Source organism: Streptomyces sp. NPDC085927 (genome assembly GCF_044540975.1).
Taxonomy (GTDB): domain Bacteria; phylum Actinomycetota; class Actinomycetes; order Streptomycetales; family Streptomycetaceae; genus Streptomyces; species Streptomyces hirsutus.
Map to the genome: position 1 here is coordinate 100,220 of NZ_JBITSN010000009.1, position 17,442 is coordinate 117,661.

Here is a 17,442-nt window from a genome sequence, read left to right on the forward strand (position 1 = left end):
GCACACGCGCTCCCCGTTGTCCAGGGCCCCAAGGGCCCTGCCCCCCAGGGCCCTTGGGGCACATACCTCCGATGCCATACTGACCTGCGGTTTCTCCCCGTCAGGACCCGCAGTTTCGGTGTCTGTCCACCGTCGAACCGCCCCCGTTCCCCCGATCCGTTCCTCAAGGAGCCCAGCCATGCCCCGACTCTTCCGCCTGCTTCCGGCGAAGGCCCCGGACCGACCGGGCCGGTGGGCTCCCGCTCCGGTCGCCGCCCGGGCCGGGTGCGGACCCGGCTCCGTGCGGGTCGCCGTCGTCGGGCGCGAGACGGAGAGGGCCCGCCGACCATGAGTACGGAGGACAGGACGTACCACACGCTTCTCGCCCGGCACGATGCGATGCGGCTGCGTCAGCAGTTGCTCTCCCCCGGGAACGACCCGCGCACCGGCCACAGCGGCCGGTCCCCGGCCGAGGAGACGTACGACGCGGCCGCCGGCCGGCAGATCATCATGCGCGACCTGGACCTGGTGGCTCCGCTCGACGAGCTGATCACCGACCTGTACCGGGCGCTGTTCGCACGGCATCCCTCACTGCGGTCGCTCTTCCCCGCCACGATGGCGTTCCAGCAGGAGCATCTGGCGCGGGCGTTCTGGTATCTGATCGAGCATCTGGACCGCCCCGAGGAGATCACCGAGACCTTCACCCAGCTCGGCCGCGACCATCGCAAACTCGGCGTGCGCCCGGCGCAGTACGCGGCGTTCAAGGACGCGCTGTGTGAAGCGCTGCGGGTCCGCGCGGGCGAGTACTGGAGCCCGGAGCTCGAACAGGCGTGGACGCGGATGCTGCAGCTCGGCGTCACCGCCATGGTCCGGGGCGCGGAGTCCGCGCTGCGCGAACCGCCGTGCTGGCGTGCCACGGTGACGGGCCATCGGATGCACGGGCCGGACCTGGCGGTCCTCCGTCTCCTGCCGCACGAGCCCTTCCGGTACCGGGCCGGCCAGCACACCGCGCTGGAGTCCGCCCGGCTGCCGCACACCTGGCGCCCGTACTACCTGGCCGACGGGCCCGGCCCGGACGGGGAGATCGAGCTGCACGTCCGGTGCACCGGCCCCGGCGGGGTCAGCGAGATGCTGGTACGCCACACCGCACCCGGGGACGAGGTACGGCTCGGGCCGCCGAAGGGCAACCTCACGCTCGGCGCGGAGCCCCTGGAGACCCTGCAGTTGGTCGCCTGGGACACCGGCTGGGCCGCGATGAAGGCGCTGCTGCAGGAGCTGGACAGTCATGTGCGGCGGGCACCCGCACACCGTGTGCGCCGGGTGCGGCTCTTCCTGGGCGCCGACTCGCTGTCCGACCTCCACGACACCGAGTACCTGACCGGCCTCGAACAACGCCACTCATGGCTGACCGTGGTCCCGATGGCGGGCAGGGCGCCGGGCGAGGGCATGTACGACCGGCTGGTCCTCGCGGTGACCCGGAGCACCCCCCTCCCGGAGGGCCGCACCCTGGTCGCCGGGCCGCCGGACATGGTCCGTACGGTGACGGACGGGCTCGTCCACGCCGGGCATTCCGCCGGCCGCATCGTCCACGACCCGCTGCCGGTCGGCCCGCCCGTCCTGCCACGGTTCACGCAAGGACACGGGCCTGCCGGGGACTTCATGCCCCCGGGGCAGCAGGTCCCCGCCCGAACCGGCCGCCGGGACGCGGACCGGCACACACCCCCACGACCACGCGCCGCGAGCTGAGCCCGGCAGGATCGCGCTTTTCTTGGCCGACGTGGTCAGTGCTCCCGCACTCCGAGGCAGACTTCGGCGCCCGCTCGGCGAGCTGCCGCGACAACCACTCCCGCCGGTCGGTCGCGGGCCCTCGCCTCGGGTTCCGGGGGCGATCCTCGCGGCCGGCTGCCCGTCGGTCTCCGTATGCGGCAGGACCCCCTGAGGACCCCTGAGGGCCGGACCGACCCGGGCTCACCGGCAGTCCCGGCCCTCCGGCGTCTCCTCGGCCATCGGATCCGCCGTTGACCGGACGCCTTCCCACCCGAGGGTGTGGAGTGCCTCGCGCAGCGCGGGGCGCGGGGCGAAACCGTACGCGGCCCGGATGGAGCCCGCCAGCAAGGTGATCCAGGCTTCGGCCAGTGCGCCGATCTCCACAGGACGGCCGTTCCTCAGCCAGAGGAGGGACATTTCGTCGCAGGCGGCGCCGAACCCCCGTACGGCCAGGAGGAGTGCGGGGTCGTCGGCGTCGAGGCCGAGCAACACGCAGATGGTCCGGACGCCTTCCTCCCGTGTCGACTCGAAGGCCGCCGACGCCACGTCGGTGGCCTGCGCGCGGCGCAGGATGAGATTCAGCGCGATGTCCTCGTGTTCTGCCAGAAAAACCAGATGCGCGGTGAAATGCCGCCGCAGCCGGTCGACCACGGGGCCTTCGGAGGCGAACTCCGTCGCGGTCCGCAACTGTTGGTCGATCTCTCGCACGGCCTCGGCGTAGAGGCTCTCCTTGCCCTTGAAGTGGTGGGACAGCAGTCCGTGCGCGACACCCGCCGTCCGGGCGATGTCCCCGACGGTGACTTCCCCGTACGGACGGCGGGAGAAGTTCTCCAACGCCGCCCGCAACAGCTTCTGGCGTGTCTCCTGGGCAGCCAGCTGCCGCCGGGTCGGCGGCTTACCTGCTTCGGGCGGGGCCACGTCAGTTCCTTCCCGGCGAGGGCGACTTGTCGTCCCGCAGCGTATGCGAGGCCCGGGCGGCCTCCTGCGCCGGGACCATTGATTGATTGCCAGTCAATGACTTACGGTCAACACAGGCTGCGGCATGCCGCTCGGGCGACGCCGCGAGAAGGGACCGCGACATGGTTCTCCGCTTACCGCTCCCCGCCGAGGACGACCCGGTCTGGACGTCCGCCAACGGCTTCGTCGTCCGCAGGAACGAGGGCGTCGTCCGGCTCACGGGGCACGAGACGTTCTCGGTCAAGGTCACGGGAGAAGAGACGGACGGCGCCCTCGCGTTCATGGACGGAACCGTCGAACCCGGCCACGGCAACGTCCCGCACGTCCACTCGAAGGAGGACGAAGCCTTCTACGTCCTGTCCGGCGAGTTCGAGTTCATCAACGGGGCCGAGAGGTTCACGGCCGGTCCCGAGGACTTCGTCTACATCCCCAGGGGCACACGTCACGGCTTCAGGAACCTGGGCCAGGAACCGGCCCGGCTCCTGGTCTTCTACACGCCCGCCGGACCCGAGTCGTTCTTCCTGGCCCACGGCGAGACGGACCGCGCCCCGGAACCCTGGCCCGACGAGAAGTTCAACGAGATGGTGGACATCCTCGGCGCACACAACATGGTGCTCCTGCCCGGGGACGACGACTGGCACTGAGCGCCCGCCCGAGGCCCCGCCGGCTGCCGGCCGAGGGGAGTGTTTCCCGCATGCCGCCGGTCGGTGGAGACGGCGCCGAAGCCGGCACGGGTCACTCCTCGGACGCGTCGGCCGGCTTCCGGCCGGGGAAGACGCCGACGACCCCCTCTCCGGACCAGCCCTGACGCGAGAGGCACTGGAGTCGCCGGTCTCCGGCTTGCGGGTGGCCCGGTACGGGGCCGGCGCCCCCTTCAGGAAGTGCGCGTCCCGCTCGCCCCGACAGCTACCGTCGGGGCGAGCGGCCGATGCGGACCTCGCTGAAGCATGAACGGTATGCATGTCGATCCATGCGAATCATTCATTTGCTGGATGTGAGGCCGGACACTTCACTAGGGGCATGACTCCTCCCCCTGCCTCCGACGTCGACCTTTTCGCCGACGACGTCCTGGTCGACCCCTACCCCGTCTACGCCGAACTGCGGGAGCTGGGCCCCGTCGTCCATCTCCCTGAGAACGACGTCTACGCGTTGACGCGGTACGACGTCATCCGCGGCGCACTCGCGGACTGGGAGTCGTTCTCCTCGACCTCGATCGCCTTCAACCCGATGGCCAACGAGGCGCTCACCGGCACCTCGCTCGCATCCGACCCGCCGGTGCACACCCAGCTGCGCGCCACGCTCACCGAGAACCTCTCGCCGCGCGCGCTGCGCGGTCTGAAGGGGCAGATCGAGGCGAAGGCGGACGCTCTCGTCGCGGAGCTCGTCGAGAAGGGCTCCTTCGAGGCGATCGACGCCCTCGCCCGGGCGTTCCCGCTGGAGGTCGTCGCGGACCTGATCGGCTTCAAGGGGCACGTGCGCGACAACATGCTGCGCTGGGGGCAGGCGGCCATGCAGGTCCTCGGTCCGATGAACCAGCGCACGGCCGAGAACTTCCCCATCGCCGGTGAGCTCTACGCGTGGTGCTCCCAGGTCCGGGCCGCCGACCTGGCCGAAGGGTCCGTGGGCCGCGGCATCTTCGACGCCGAGGCGCGGGGCACCATCCCGCCGGACACGGCCGGCCACATCATCCACCAGTACCTCGGTGCCGGCGTCGACACCACCATGGCGGCGATCGGCAACGTGGTCGCCCTCTTCGGCTCGCACCCCGACCAGCTCGACCTGATCCGCGAGGACCCCTCGCGAGTGCCGGCGGCGTTCAACGAGGTGCTGCGCTTCTGGGCGCCCATCCACGCCTGGGGCCGACGCGCCACCAAGGACGTCGACCTCGACGGAACCGTCGTCCCCGCAGGGGCGCAGATCGCGATCCTGCTCGGCGCCGGCAACCGCGACCCCCGGCACTACGAGAACCCGGACGCCTTCCTCGTCGAGCGCAATCCGGTCGACCACCTCTCGTTCGGCTACGGCCCGCACGGCTGCGCGGGCCAGGGGCTCGCCCGCCTGGAGGCCCACGCCGTGATCGAGGCCCTCTCCCGGCGCGTCAAGCGCCTCGTCGTCGGACCCGAGGTCCGCGTTCCCAGCAACACCACACGGAGCATCGAAGAGCTCCCCGTCCTGGAGGTGATCCCCGCATGAGGATCGTTCTCGACCGCCCCCGCTGCGAGGGCCACGGCCTGTGCGAGGAGGCCGCCCCGCAGCTCATGCACCTCGACGACGACGGCGAGCTCGTCCTCGACCGCGAAGAGGTCGGCGAGGCCGACGCCGCCCTGGCGAACGCCGCCGCCCGCGTGTGCCCGGTCGCGGCGCTGAGGGTCGTATGAGCGGCGGCACCCCGGACCGCGTCGTCGTCGTCGGCAACGGGATCGCCGGGCTCACCGCGGCCGACACGCTCCGCGAGACCGGCTTCGACGGCGAGCTGACCGTCGTCGGCGACGAACCGCATCCGGCGTACAGCCGCCCGGCCCTGTCGAAGGCGCTCCTGCTCGACGGCGACGACCTGTCGTCGCACGAGCTCCCGCCGGCCGGCCACGGGGCGACCGAGCTCCTGGGCGTCCGCGCCACCGGACTCGACCTCGACCGCCGGCTGGTCACGCTCGACGACGGTACGGCTCTGCCGTACGACCGCGTCGTCCTCGCCACCGGCTCCCGGGCGCGACGGCTGTCCGGCCTCCCCGAGGAGCTCACCCTGCGCGGGCTCGACGACGCCCTCGCCCTGCGGAAGCGGCTGGCGGGCCGGCCGTCGGTCGTCGTGGTCGGCGGAGGCCCGCTCGGCATGGAGATCGCCTCGGGATGCCTGGCCGCCGGCTGCCGGGTCACCCTCGTCTCCCAAGGGGCCCCACTGGCCCTCCAGCTCGGCCCGCACCTCGCCGGTGTCTTCGTCCGGGCCGCGCTGGACCTGGGGCTCACCATCGTCGAGACCGCGGCGGCACGGCTGGAACGGCATGGGGAGAGCGCCCGGGTCGTCCTGGACGAGGGCCCGGTCCTCGAGGCGGAGATCCTCCTGTCCGCCGTCGGCGACGTGCCCAACACGGAGTGGCTCGCGGACACGGGCCTCGCGGCGAAGGGCGCCATCGCGGTCGACTCGCGTGGGCTCGTCCGCCCCGACGTGGCGGCCGTCGGCGACCTCGCGGCCGTCCACACCCCGAACGGTCTGCGCCGCGTCCCCTTCTGGAGCAGCGCGATCGAACAGGCGAAGGTCGCCGCGAGGGCTCTGGTCAGGGGCGAGGAAGCGCCCCCGCTCCGGCTCCAGCCGTACTTCTGGACCGAGCAGTTCGGACTGAGCCTCAAGGCGGTGGGCCATCTGCCGCTGGAAGGAGAACCCGAGTACGTCGACGGGGAGCCCGGCGGCGGGCCGGCGCTGATGCGCTGGTCGCAGGAGCACGGCACCAGTGTGGCCGCGGCGCTCAACTACCGGATCCCCATTCCCCGGCTGCGCCGTATGACTCAGGACGTATGACTCGGGCGGCCGCGTAAGGTCGGTTTCATGGGCGACGAAGAAGAGGGCACCACGGGTTCGGGGCTGGACCGGCTGGCATCGGTCAACCTCAACCTGCTGGTGCCCCTTCTCGCGCTCCTCGAAGAGCGTTCGGTGACCAGGGCGGCGCAGCGGGTCGGTCTGTCGCAGCCGGCGATGAGCCACGCCCTCACGAGAATGCGGCGCCTGCTGGGGGACGAACTCGTCGTCCGGCAAGGGACGGGCGTGACGCTGACCCCGCGCGCCCTGGAGCTGATCCCACCGCTGCGCAGTGCGCTGCAACAGGCGGCACGCATCGTGAACTTCCCCTCCTTCGACCCCGCCACGGACCGGCGCGTCATCACGGTCGCCCTGACGAACAGCACCGCGTTCGTCATCGGCCCCCGACTGACACGGCTCATGGCCGAACGCGCCCCTCACACCACGCTGCGCCTGCGGACGATCACGGTCCCCACCGAGGCCACCTTCACCGACATGGGCGTCGACGTCGTGCTGATCTCCGAGGGGCACTTCTCCCCGTACCCGCGCGAGCGGCTGTACAACGACCGCTGTGTGGTGGTGGCCTCACCGGACACGCCACCGGAAGCGAGCGCACTCGACCTCCTGACCACCCAGCCCCACATCGTCGTCGACACCGACCGGCGGGTCTTCCCGTACTCCGTGCTCGAGGACAAGGGCATCCCGTACCGCGTCGGCCAGTTGAGCTCCGACTTCCTGCTCGTCCCCTTCCTGGTCGCCCGCGCGGGCGGCGTCGCCCTCTTCCGCTACCAGGTGGCCGCCACCATGCGGACCCTCACCGACCTGCGGATCGAGGAGTTCCCGTTCCCGCTGCCCGGCCTCGGGATCGACATGGTCTGGAACCCCCGCCTGTCCGACCAGTACTTCATGGAGTGGCTCCGGACGCTGCTGTTCGACGCCGCGGCACAGCTCTGACGCGGACACCGACGGGCGTGGGCCCGTCACCCGCGACTCACGCTGTCCCGCAGCGACTGCGGAGGAGTTCCACACCGTCGCCTTCGAGATCGTCGCAGTACGTCGCGCGCCCAGTCATGGCCATCACCAGGGTCAAGGTGCGACCGGACACGAGAGGCCCGGAACCGGTCGTGAACGGGCCGTCATCCGCTACGAGTCTCAGGCCACCGATGCGTCCCTTGGCAACGACCACGAGGTCTGAGCCCTGGTAGTACTCGGCCGTCTCCGTGACGACCCCGATCGGATAGTCGCGGCGGATGCCCAACGGGCGCCGGATGTCCTCTCCGTGCACGATCGTCTCGCCCAGCACGGCGATGGCGGGCAAGGGAGGCTTGGTCGTGCTCGGGACGATGCGCCGGAAACGTTCAAGGGTCTCGCCCGGGGTCGCGCCGAGCTGCTCGGCCAGCCGCACGGCCACCTGCTTGTCGAAGTCGAACCGGCAGCGGATCACACCCGCCAGCCAGCTCACGGTGTTGAGGCTCGCGCCCGCGGTCAGGTGAGCCAGCACCTCACGCACCGTCAAACCGGCGCAGAGCGACGGCGTCGCCCACTGCTCGTCCGTCAGATCTGCGAGATCGGCCGCCAGCGCCGCTCGCTCGGTGCGGATCAAGGGCCAGACCCCGGTCTCGCGATGGCGGTCTGCTGTCACTGCCGGATCGGTCATATGGGCTGGACTCCTGCCAAGGATCGTGATCTGTGGTGTCCCCGGCCCGAACAGTGGACGTCCGGCAAGGGCGTTCCCGAAGGAGACTCTCGCTCCGGAGCAAAGTCATCGCCAGTGAGCGATCTTTTCTCCGGCGCCCGAACCCGGAACGCACGCGCACCGGCCACTACCGCAGTTGGCACGCCGAACTCACCAGCGGCGCTGCGTGCCCCCACCCGCGCAAGGCCGGGGCAGCAAAGCCGCGCCCGATGGTCCACCTCTGACCTGGGATCAGTCGCAGGACGTGCGATGGGCCAGGTGCGGGAACAACTGCTCCCACCGCGCCGTGCGGATTCAGCACTTGCGGCGCCCCTCAGGTCGTGACCGTGGGCGCGGGAGGAGTCCAGCGGTGGGAGCGGTGCACGCTGTCACTGACCCCGTAGTCCTTCTTCAGCTGTTCGGGGATGGCGTAGTGCATGACGCGGCCGCGGGTGAGGGAGGACAGCTCGAGCACGGTGGTGAGGTGGCCGAGGCGGTCCAGGACCCAGGCGCCCAGGGACGAGCGGTCCTCGATTCCCTCCAGGACACCGAGCAGGGAGGGGACCGCCTTGGCGACGTTGTCCCAGGCGGTGCGGGGCACTTGGAGCCAGTCGGCACAGGTGTCGCCGATGAGGTGGCGGATGAGGGCGGAGACGATGGGGTCGAAGAAGGTGCCGGGGACGACCTCCTCGTACAGGTCGATCAGCTGCCGGGTCAGGTGGGCACCCTCTTCGGAGGGGCCCATGTGGCGGATCATGTACAGGTCGAGGAATTGCCGGCCCTCCTCCAGGTTCTTGGGTACGGCGTCCTGGTCGACGCCGAGGATCGCTCCGACCACGCGCCAGGCGTAGAAGTACGCTTCGGCGCCCTCGGTGGACATGTGGATGTTCAGGCGGTGCAGGCTGTCGAGGACGAGGAGCGAGAAGAACATCTGGCCGCCGATCAGGTCCTCCTGACAGATCGGCGTTCCGAGTGTCCCGGTGTCCCAGCGGCCCTCTCGCTTGAGGTGGTGACGGATCGAGGCGTGCAGGAGGCGCACCTTCTGTGCGGCGGGGAGGAAGCGGCTGCCGGCCTCGAAGGCGTCGGGTTGCATCAGGTAGACGGTGAACTGGCCCGTCTCCGCCATCCTCTTGGACGGGTAGTCCAGCCCGTGGGTGGCGGACAGCAGCCGCGCGACGTGCGGGACGACGTAGCAGGCGGGCATCGAGGCGAAGGACAGCGCGGTGGAGATGTGGACGTTGTTGTCGACGAAGAACAGCCGCGCCTTCTCCATCTCGCCCCAGTCCACCCAGGACGGCGGCATGCCGGTGGTCTGCAGGTACTCGCGGGCGACGTAGGGCAGCCCGTCGGGCAGGGGGGAGCCGGCGGTGGAGACGTGGCGCATCAAGGTGTTGAACGTGCCCACCTCCCCGCGTTCGAACAGGGTGGCCACGACGGCGTCGGCGAGTTCGTCGCCGGAGTGGCGCAGGGCGTTCATCGAGGCTTCGGTGTAGGCCATGTCAGCGGTCCTTGTCCATCGGGTGGCACGGCACCTGGGCCGACAACCTTTACGGGCGGATCAGTCGGGTCGGTCGGTGGCGTCAGGTGCGGCGGTCGGTGGCGGAGCGGGCCAGATCGGTGAGGGCCCCCCGTGCGTGCCGGGACATGCCGAGCCCGTCGAGGTGGCCGACTGCTTCCCTCACCCGGGAGACGATCATGTGTTCCACCTCCTGGGGCGCCTCGAGTGCGGTCATCAACTCCCTTACTTCCTTCAGTTGTTCCTCGTCGAGGTCCCGGCGTCCGAACACGCGGGCGAGGTGTTCACGCTGGGCGGGAGGAGCGGCTTGCCAGGCCTTGGCCAGCAGGGTGGTGGGCCGATGGCCCCGGATGTCGTCCAGGCTGTCCTTGCCCGTTTCCCCGGGCTCGCCGAACAGCCCCAGCAGGTCGTCGCGCAGCTGGAACGCCTCCCCCAGCGGCAGCCCGTAGGCGGACAGGCCGGCCCGCAGGGCGGGGGAGGCACCCGCGAGCAGGCTCCCGATGAGAAGGGGGTGCTCGACGGTGTACTTGGCGGTCTTGTAGCGGACGACCTTCATGGACACGTCCGGGTCCGGGCCGGTGCCCGTGCTGAGGATCTCCAGGCACTCCCCCGCGACCAGTTCCCGGGCGAGCCGCGCCCACATCGGCCGGGCCCGGGCGAGGTAGGCGGCGGGCAGACCGCTCACGGCGAACAACTGCCCGGCGAGTGCCACCAGGTGATCACCGATCAGCATGGCCAGGGAGCGGGCGGCGGCACGCGCCCGCGATCGCCCGGCCAGGGCGGTCTCCAGGGAGACGTGGACGGTGGGCAGGTGATGGCGAAGAGGGCTGTCGTCGATGAGGTCGTCGTGGACGATCGCCGCCGCGTGGACCAGTTCCATGGAGGCCGCCGCTCGCAGCAGGGCGTCACTGTCGGGCTGGCCGGTGGCGCGCCACCCCCAGTAGCAGAAGGCCGCGCGCAGCCGCTTGCCGTGCCTGGCCGCCACCCGCAGGTGGTCGGCCACCGGCTGGAGAGCGGGGTCGATCCGGACGAGGTGTCCGGCTTCCTCGGCAAGGAAATCCCCCAGGAGCGTGTCGACGCGTTCCTTGAACGCGGCCGGATCCCACCGCTCAGACATCGCCACCGCACGCCGCCCGCCGGGCCAGGACGTGCTGGGCCAGCACCTCCAGGTGCGCGGGGGCGACGGTGTGGCGGTCCAGCGCGATACGGCCCCGGGACATCAGGTCCTGCTGCGCGTCCTTGGCGATGTCGGCGCCGTCGGAACGGCGCAGTAGCTGCCGGACCGTCCCGACGGCGGAGCCGACGGTGCTCACCGCCAGGTCCGCCAGCCCTGCGACGAGCAGAACCACCTGCTCGTCGGCGCGCGGCCCACTTCCTGGAGTGCCTGTCATGTCGATGCCCCCCGTACCGGTTCACTCACCGTGGCCGCCGACCGGCGACGACCGTCGGTGACAGCTTGACTCCACGGTCACCGCGCAGGGAGCGCTTTACCGGATCGAGCGACAGACCGGGACAGACGTACGAGCCGCGGCCCCTCCCCTCCGTACGCGCCCCGCCCTGCGGGCCGGGCCGGGCCGCGGACGTGAGCGCCGGCGAACCGTCGGCCGCGGCGGCAGAGGGCGGCCACCGCCTTGACCGGGTCACGCCGTTCGCCGGTCAGGACTCGGGGCACGACCCTCGTCTCTCCTCGGCGAGGGGCCGCGGGGGCAGGGACTCACGGGTGTTCCCGGTCGTCCCTCAGGGCGGGGAACACGGTGTGCACCAGGTGGAGCACGGTGCGCGTCAGCATCACGTGCAGGTCACCACGGCTGAGGGTGCCGCGGACCAGCCATTCGCGGGAGGCGGCCTTCAGCATGCCGCTGTGGGCGCGGATCATCGCCCGGAGCTTCTGCCGGCCGACGGTGACGTCGGCCATCATCGCGGCCTCCAGGACCCGGTCCGTGGCGATCTCGTCGGCCTCGAGCATGATCTGGTCGATCTCCGGATCGTTGCCGAGCGCCTCCAGACCGATCGCCGAGAGCCACATCTCCCGGTTGCGTTCCACGACCTCGAGCCACCGGTCGACGCAGATCGCCACCCGCTCCTCCGCGGTGGCCGGCGGGAGCCTCGCGGAGACGGAGGCCGGGACGACCATCATCTGCCGGACCACCTCCAGGTAGAGCCGGCGCTTGCTGCCGAAGTAGTGGCTCACCAGGGCACGGGTCACGCCGGCCTCCGCCGCGATGTCCGCGAGGGACACCGTGCCGTAGCTCCTGGCCCCGAACAGCCCGCGCGCGGCACCGAGGATCTCGGCGCGCCGGGCGTCCGGTTCCATGCGACGTCGCCGGGCCTGGCGCTGAACGCCCATGGGGTGGGCTCCTTCCGGGGGGCGCGGGGTACCGGCCTACAAGTACGCGGGGTGCAGGCCTACGGGTACATCGACTCGATCGTGGCGGTGTGCAGTTCGTCTATGGCGCGGCGGCGCAGGCTCAGCTTGGGCGTGAGCTCGCCGGTCTCCACGGTCCAGGGACCGGCCAGGACACGGTGCTTCCTCACCTGTTCCGCGCGGGAGAGCACCGCGTTCGCCTCGGCGACCGCCTGGTCCAGGGCCGCGAGCACCTGCGGGTGGCGGGCCAGCGCGTCCGGGCCGGAGGCGGTGATCCCGTTCTCCCGTGCCCAGAGCGGGGCCCTCTCCTCGTCCAGCACCAGGAGGGCGGTGAGGTAGCTCCGCCGGTCACCGATCACGACGGCATGGGCGACCAGGGGGTGTGCCCGCAGCAGGGATTCGATCCTGGTCGGTGCGATGTTCTCCCCGCCGTCGGTGACGACGATCTCCTTCTTGCGGTCGGTGACGGTGACCAGGCCACGCGCGTCGACCGTTCCGACATCACCGGTGGGCAGCCACCCCTCCTCGTCGGTCCCGGGTTCGATGCGGCCGTCGGCTCGCAGATAGCCCGCGAACACGACGGGGCCCCGGACGAACAGCTCGCCGTCGCCGGCTTCCCTGACCTCGATGCCCGGCCCCGGCCGGCCGACCGCACCGGGGGCGAACGCCTCGGGTGTGCTCACCGTCGCCGCACCGGTGGTCTCGCTCAGACCCCACACCTCGTACACCGGAAGTCCCACGCTCGCCAGGAACTCCAGGACGCCGACCGGGATCGGGGCCGCGCCGCTGAAGGCCCGGCGGCAGTCATCGAGCCCGACGGCGGCCCGGACGGGCAGCATGACCCGCGCGTCGAGCTGTTCCAGTGTCTCGGCGAGGTCCGCCGGGACGTCCTTGCCCTCGGAGCGCAGGCGGTACGCCTCCAGGGCGGTCTTCTGCGCCTGCTCCACGGCCGTGGCCCGCCCCTCGGGCAGCGTGGCGAGCCCGGCCCGCAGGGCGGCGGCGAGCCTCTCCCACACCCGGGGCACTCCGAAGAAGCCGTGCGGGCGCACCGCGAGGAGGGTGGGCAGGAGCTGCTCGGGCGTCGGGCAGATCGTGACGTGGCCGGCGTTGCAGACGGGCAGGTGGATTCCGAGCACGCGCTCGGCGATGTGTCCCATCGACAGGTGGGCGACCGACCGGGGGTGGTCCGGGACGGGGAAGAGCCGGTCCTGCATCAGGGACTCGTGGATCACGTTGCGGTGGGAGAGCACCACGCCCTTGGGGTCACCGGTCGTGCCCGAGGTGTACACCAGGGCCAGGGGCTGGTCGGGGGTGACGGCGTCCGTGAGCGCCTCGAACCCCGCGTCGTCGGGAGGCAGCGCGCCGCGTACGGCCGTGTAGCTGACGAAGCGCGGATCGCCGCCGGCCGGGGCGGCGCTCCAGTCGAGGAGGACGACGGCGCGCAGGTGCGGCAGGTCGTCCAGAACCGGCTGCCAGCGCCGCATCTGCTCCTCGCCCTCCAGGACGAGGACGGTGGCCGCGCTGTGCCGGGCCACGGCTCCGATCTGTTCGGTGCTCAGCGTGTCGTACGTACTGCACGGCAGGGCGCCGACGTGGACGGCGGCCAGGTCGGCGATCCAGTGCTCCGCCCGCTTGGACATCGCGATGAGCATCCGGTCGCCGCGCTGGAGACCGAGCACGCCGAAACCGCGGGCGAGAGCGGCGACCTCGGCGCGCAGCTGCGACCACAGCAGGGTTCCGGCCTCCGGGCCGGGGCCGGTGGTCAGAGCGGGACGGTCGCCGAACTGCCGGGCGTTCCGGCGCAACAGCCTGGGGATCGTCAGCCCTTCGACGGACTCGGACATGTGCTCCGCTGTGGCCACGGCGGGCTCCCTCCATCGCGAACCGTGCACGGACTCGTTGAACGGACTTCTCGCGCGGAGTCCTCGGGCGGACCTCATGGGCGGACGCCACGGGCGGACCCCACGGGCAAAGTCCTCGAGCGGACTCCTCGGGCGGGTCCCCACAGTGAGTCACTCTTGGCAACTCGTCAACAGTGCGCACAAGGCGATCCGAAACCCCTCGTCGACCGGTGAGAGGAAGCCCAACACCTCAATTGTCATAGGCGAGTTGACGCCTCCCGGACTATTGACAGGAAGCCAGTAGCCGTCCATGGCCGTCCTCGCCGAAGGCGCCGCGCGGCCGGAACCGGGTCGGGGCGGGGACAGGGGCCGGGCAGGCCGAACGCTACGAGTGGGGCGAGTGCGGTGGTCCGAGCATCGGAACGAGGAACTGCCGGGCCACCGCGCGCACCCGCTCCTCGTCGTCCAGGTCGATCACATGGCTGGGGATGACGAGGAACGAAGCGGAGACCCGCACCATCATCTCGGCCACCAGGCTCACGTCCACCTCGCCGGCGACGTTGCCCGCACGCTGTTCCTGACGCAGCCGCGATGCGACGAACTGCTGCACCACGGCCAGGGTGCGTCCCTCGTCGGCGGTCATGGACGGCACGACGGCGTCCGGTTCGGCGGCCATGAGACCGCCGATGAGGCGGTTGTCGCGGATGGCCCTGAGCGAGCTCACGAATCCCAGGACCACCCGGTCGGCGACGGTCCCGGCGTCCTGGATGTCCACGATGAACTGGTCGAAGTACCGCCGGAACTCGCGCCGTACGACCTGTTCGACCAGCTGGTCCTTGGTGGCGAAGCGGCGGTAGACGGTGATCCGGGAGACACCGGCCGCCCGCGCCACGTCCGTCATGGTGGACCGTTTGATGCCCATGCGGCAGAACTGCTCGTAGGCCGCGTCGAGCAGACGCCTGGTCACCTCGTCGTCCCGGGCGGCGCCTTCGGCGGCTTCGGTGAACGCGATCTCCAGCACGGAGGGGGAGCCGGACGGCCCCATGAGGGCCGACAGAGCGGGTTCCACGATTGCCTCCCTGATTCTGTGAAGCCTCTGGCGTTCATGTCGCGCCTGTGCTCCCCTGATGAAACAGAGAAGCGCTTCCTGTTTCATCGTACCAACCAGAGCAGCGGGCCACAGGACTCAAGGAGGAGTTCGAAACGATGGACGGACTCAGCAGGCGCAGGGTGTTACTCGCGAGCGGGGCGCTGGGAGCGTTCGGGACACTGAGCGTGGCGTCGCCGGCCCGTGCCCGGTCGCTGTGGACATGGGCGCCGAGCGGTTCGGTGGCGGGCGAGGGTGCGGGAGTCGACCCGGAGTGGGTCTGGGACGAGGAGGTCGACCGGCTGGTCGCCGCCGTGATCGACCGCGGCGACGTGCCGAGGGCCAACACGGAGCTCCGCAAGTGGACCCGCAACGACCAGCCGCTTCCCAGTGGCCTGCCCGCGGACCTGCGGGACTTCATGGAGCAGGCGCGACGGCTTCCGTCCTGGGCCGACCGGGGGAAACTCGAGACCGCGGCCGATTTCAACGAGACCCGGGGCCTCTACCTCAACCTGCTCAACGGAGTGGGCGGCGGCATGCTGAGCACCGCCATCCCCCGGGAGGCGCGCGCCGTCTACTACTCCAAGGGCGGCGCCGACATGGAGGACCGTGTCGCCAAGACGAGCCTGCTGGGCTTCGCCGTCGGGGACCTGAACGCCTACCGGCCCGACGGCGACGTCATCGTGCAGGCCGTCAAAACCCGGCTCGTGCACGCGGCCGTGCGCCACCTGCTGCCGCAGTCCCCGGGCTGGTCCCGCACCAGCGGCGGCCAGACCATCCCGATCAGCCAGGCCGACATGATGGTCACCTGGCACAGCCTGCCCACCTACACCATGCGGAAGCTTCTCGAGTGGAAGGTGCCCCTCACGTCCGCCGAGTCGGCGGCCTATCTCCACCTGTGGCAGGTGACCGCGCACCTGCTCGGCATCCGCGACGAGTACATCCCCGCCACCTGGGACGACGCCAACGCCCAGTCCAGGCAGGTCCTCGACCCGATCCTCGCCCCCACCCGCGAGGGGGTCGAACTGACCGACATCCTGCTGCGCCAGCTCGCCGAGCAGACCAGTCCCGGCGGCATCGACCGCCCCCTCGTCAACGCGCTCGCCCGCTACCTGGTCGGCGGCCAGGTGGCCGACTGGGACGGCATCCCGCGCGAGCCGTTCTGGGAGAGGGCGATCGCGACCGCCTGGCCGAAACTGGTCGCCTTCCGGGAGAAGTTGATTCCCCTGCCGCTGGTGCCGCCGCTGGCCTGGACGATCGACGAGGCAATCCGCCAGTACATCCTCTTCTACCTCACCAAGGGACAGGGGACGCACATCGAGATCCCCGACACCAACCGTCCCGGCTGAGGGACCGCGGCCGTACGGGCACGACCACCCGGACCGGCGGACCACCGCACCGGGCAGGCCACCGCACCGGGCGCACCGGTGCACCCCAACCAGTGAGACCCGAGAAGGAGTTCACACACCATGGAAGAAATCAGCAGGCGCAGACTACTGATCGCGGGCGGCGCGCTGGGCACGTTCGGGGCACTGGGTCTGGCATCGCCGGTCCACGCGCGGTCCCTGTGGACGTGGTCGCCGGCCGGCTCGGTCGCGGGCAAGGGCGCGGGCCTGGACCCCGAGTGGGTGTGGGACGACGAGATCGACGCGATCATCGCCGAAGTGATCGAACGGGGCCAGGTGCCCCGGGTCAACGACCTGCTGCGGAACTGGCTCCGCAACGACCAGCCGCTGCCCGCCGGACTCCCCGGGGATCTGCGGGACTGGATGGAGGAGGCCCGCAGGCTGCCCTCCTGGGCCGACACGGGGAAGCTCCAGGACGCGGTCGGCTTCACCAGGAAGAAGGGGCTCTACACCGGCATCCTGTACGGCCTGGGCAGCGGGCTGCTGAGCACCGCCATCCCCCGGGAGGCGCGCGCCGTGTACTACTCCAAGGGCGGCGCCGACATGAAGGACCGGGTCGCCAAGACCGCCAAGCTCGGGTACGACGTCGGGGACCTGTACGCCTACAAGCCGCAGGGTTCGATGATCGCGACCTCGGTGCGGACGCGGCTGGTGCACGCGGCCGTGCGGCACCTGCTGCCGCAGTCCCCGGGCTGGTCCAGGACCAGCGGCGGCCAGACCATCCCGATCAGCCAGGCCGACATGATGGTCACCTGGCACAGCCTGCCCACGTATGTCATGGGCACGCTGAAAAAGTGGAAGGTCCCGATGACCGCCACCGAGCGGGAGGGCTTCCTGCACGTGTGGCAGGTGACCGCGCACATGCTCGGCATCCGGGACGAGTACATCCCCGCCACCTGGGCCGAGGCCGACTCCCAGTCCAAGCAGGTCCTCGACCCGATCATCGCCAACACCTCCGAGGGCGAGGCGCTGACCGACGCGATCCTCGAGATCGTCGCCGAGGTCGACGCCGGCCTCACCGAACCCCTGATCAACGCGTTCTCCCGGTACATCGTCGGCGACAGCGTCGGCGACAAGATCGGGCTGGACCGGGAACCGCTCCTGCAGCCGGTCATCAACAACGCCTGGCCCCTGGTGGTGGCCTTCCGCGAGGGCCTGATCCCGCTGCCGCTGATCCCGTCCATCGCCTGGACCCTGGAGGAGGCCCTGCGCCGGTTCGTCCTGCTCTTCATGTCCGAGGGCAGGGACATCCACCTCGAGATCCCCGACGCCAACCGCCCCTCCTGAACCACTCCGCGTTCCGCACCGCACCCGGTGCCGCCGGGGCGCGGGGTCCCG

Annotated in this window: 16 protein-coding genes; 8 read left to right on the forward strand and 8 right to left on the reverse strand. The window is 71.0% G+C overall.

Translation table 11 applies throughout. The features are described from left to right. The first annotated feature begins 327 nt into the window (after nucleotides 1-327). Complete coding sequence (locus ACIF80_RS23395; RefSeq protein ID WP_399807774.1) at nucleotides 328-1,725, forward strand: globin domain-containing protein; 1,398 nt, start codon at nucleotides 328-330, stop codon at nucleotides 1,723-1,725. A 222-nt stretch (nucleotides 1,726-1,947) separates the two neighbouring features. On the opposite strand, the gene ACIF80_RS23400 is transcribed toward ACIF80_RS23395, so the two are convergent. Continuing rightward, complete coding sequence (locus ACIF80_RS23400; protein ID WP_399807777.1) at nucleotides 1,948-2,664, reverse strand: TetR/AcrR family transcriptional regulator; 717 nt, start codon at nucleotides 2,662-2,664, stop codon at nucleotides 1,948-1,950. Between the two features lie 161 nt (nucleotides 2,665-2,825). Here ACIF80_RS23400 and ACIF80_RS23405 point away from each other — a divergent pair, with 161 nt between their 5' ends. The 5 genes from ACIF80_RS23405 to ACIF80_RS23425 all read left to right on the forward strand — a co-directional run bounded on the left by ACIF80_RS23405 (nucleotide 2,826) and on the right by ACIF80_RS23425 (nucleotide 7,168). Further along, complete coding sequence (locus tag ACIF80_RS23405) at nucleotides 2,826-3,347, forward strand: cupin domain-containing protein (RefSeq protein ID WP_399807779.1); 522 nt, start codon at nucleotides 2,826-2,828, stop codon at nucleotides 3,345-3,347. A 376-nt stretch (nucleotides 3,348-3,723) separates the two neighbouring features. Beyond that, nucleotides 3,724-4,896 carry a cytochrome P450 gene (locus tag ACIF80_RS23410; RefSeq protein ID WP_399807781.1) on the forward strand — a complete coding sequence of 391 codons (1,173 nt, stop codon included), beginning with the start codon at nucleotides 3,724-3,726 and terminating at the stop codon, nucleotides 4,894-4,896. Continuing rightward, entirely contained in the window at nucleotides 4,893-5,081 is a 189-nt protein-coding gene (locus ACIF80_RS23415) for a ferredoxin (protein ID WP_399807783.1), read from the forward strand. Before ACIF80_RS23410 ends, ACIF80_RS23415 begins: the two co-directional genes overlap by 4 nt. After that, nucleotides 5,078-6,217 (forward strand): NAD(P)/FAD-dependent oxidoreductase, encoded by a 1,140-nt coding sequence (locus tag ACIF80_RS23420; RefSeq protein WP_399807785.1) that lies wholly within the window; start codon nucleotides 5,078-5,080, stop codon nucleotides 6,215-6,217. The genes ACIF80_RS23415 and ACIF80_RS23420 overlap by 4 nt, the downstream gene beginning before the upstream one ends. Before the next feature lie 27 nt (nucleotides 6,218-6,244). Then, the gene (locus ACIF80_RS23425) at nucleotides 6,245-7,168 is read left to right on the forward strand and encodes a LysR family transcriptional regulator (RefSeq protein WP_399807788.1); all 924 of its coding nucleotides are present in this window, start codon (nucleotides 6,245-6,247) and stop codon (nucleotides 7,166-7,168) included. Nucleotides 7,169-7,205: 37 nt separating this feature from the next. Here the strand turns inward: ACIF80_RS23425 and ACIF80_RS23430 are convergent, their stop codons facing one another. From ACIF80_RS23430 to ACIF80_RS23460, 7 genes are all read right to left on the reverse strand, one after another. After that, nucleotides 7,206-7,871, reverse strand: coding sequence for a maleylpyruvate isomerase family mycothiol-dependent enzyme (locus tag ACIF80_RS23430; RefSeq protein WP_399807791.1), 666 nt, complete (start codon nucleotides 7,869-7,871; stop codon nucleotides 7,206-7,208). Nucleotides 7,872-8,223: 352 nt separating this feature from the next. Further along, entirely contained in the window at nucleotides 8,224-9,387 is a 1,164-nt protein-coding gene (locus ACIF80_RS23435) for an oxygenase MpaB family protein (protein ID WP_399807793.1), read from the reverse strand. A gap of 82 nt (nucleotides 9,388-9,469) precedes the next feature. Continuing rightward, nucleotides 9,470-10,522 (reverse strand): polyprenyl synthetase family protein, encoded by a 1,053-nt coding sequence (locus ACIF80_RS23440; RefSeq protein ID WP_399807796.1) that lies wholly within the window; start codon nucleotides 10,520-10,522, stop codon nucleotides 9,470-9,472. Continuing rightward, nucleotides 10,515-10,796, reverse strand: coding sequence for a polyprenyl synthetase (locus ACIF80_RS23445; protein WP_399807798.1), 282 nt, complete (start codon nucleotides 10,794-10,796; stop codon nucleotides 10,515-10,517). Before ACIF80_RS23445 ends, ACIF80_RS23440 begins: the two co-directional genes overlap by 8 nt. A 323-nt stretch (nucleotides 10,797-11,119) precedes the next feature. Next, on the reverse strand, nucleotides 11,120-11,752 hold the full coding sequence (locus ACIF80_RS23450; RefSeq protein ID WP_399807800.1) for a TetR/AcrR family transcriptional regulator: 633 nt from the start codon (nucleotides 11,750-11,752) through the stop codon (nucleotides 11,120-11,122). A 59-nt stretch (nucleotides 11,753-11,811) separates the two neighbouring features. Further along, nucleotides 11,812-13,632: an AMP-dependent synthetase/ligase gene (locus ACIF80_RS23455; protein ID WP_399807802.1), complete on the reverse strand. Its 1,821-nt coding sequence runs from the start codon at nucleotides 13,630-13,632 to the stop codon at nucleotides 11,812-11,814. Nucleotides 13,633-13,996: 364 nt separating this feature from the next. Further along, entirely contained in the window at nucleotides 13,997-14,680 is a 684-nt protein-coding gene (locus ACIF80_RS23460) for a TetR/AcrR family transcriptional regulator (RefSeq protein ID WP_399807805.1), read from the reverse strand. A 137-nt stretch (nucleotides 14,681-14,817) separates the two neighbouring features. Between ACIF80_RS23460 and ACIF80_RS23465 the strand changes: the two genes are divergently transcribed. Continuing rightward, on the forward strand, nucleotides 14,818-16,047 hold the full coding sequence (locus tag ACIF80_RS23465; RefSeq protein WP_399807807.1) for an oxygenase MpaB family protein: 1,230 nt from the start codon (nucleotides 14,818-14,820) through the stop codon (nucleotides 16,045-16,047). Nucleotides 16,048-16,167: 120 nt separating this feature from the next. Further along, nucleotides 16,168-17,391 carry an oxygenase MpaB family protein gene (locus ACIF80_RS23470; protein ID WP_399807810.1) on the forward strand — a complete coding sequence of 408 codons (1,224 nt, stop codon included), beginning with the start codon at nucleotides 16,168-16,170 and terminating at the stop codon, nucleotides 17,389-17,391. Nucleotides 17,392-17,442: the final 51 nt, after the last annotated feature.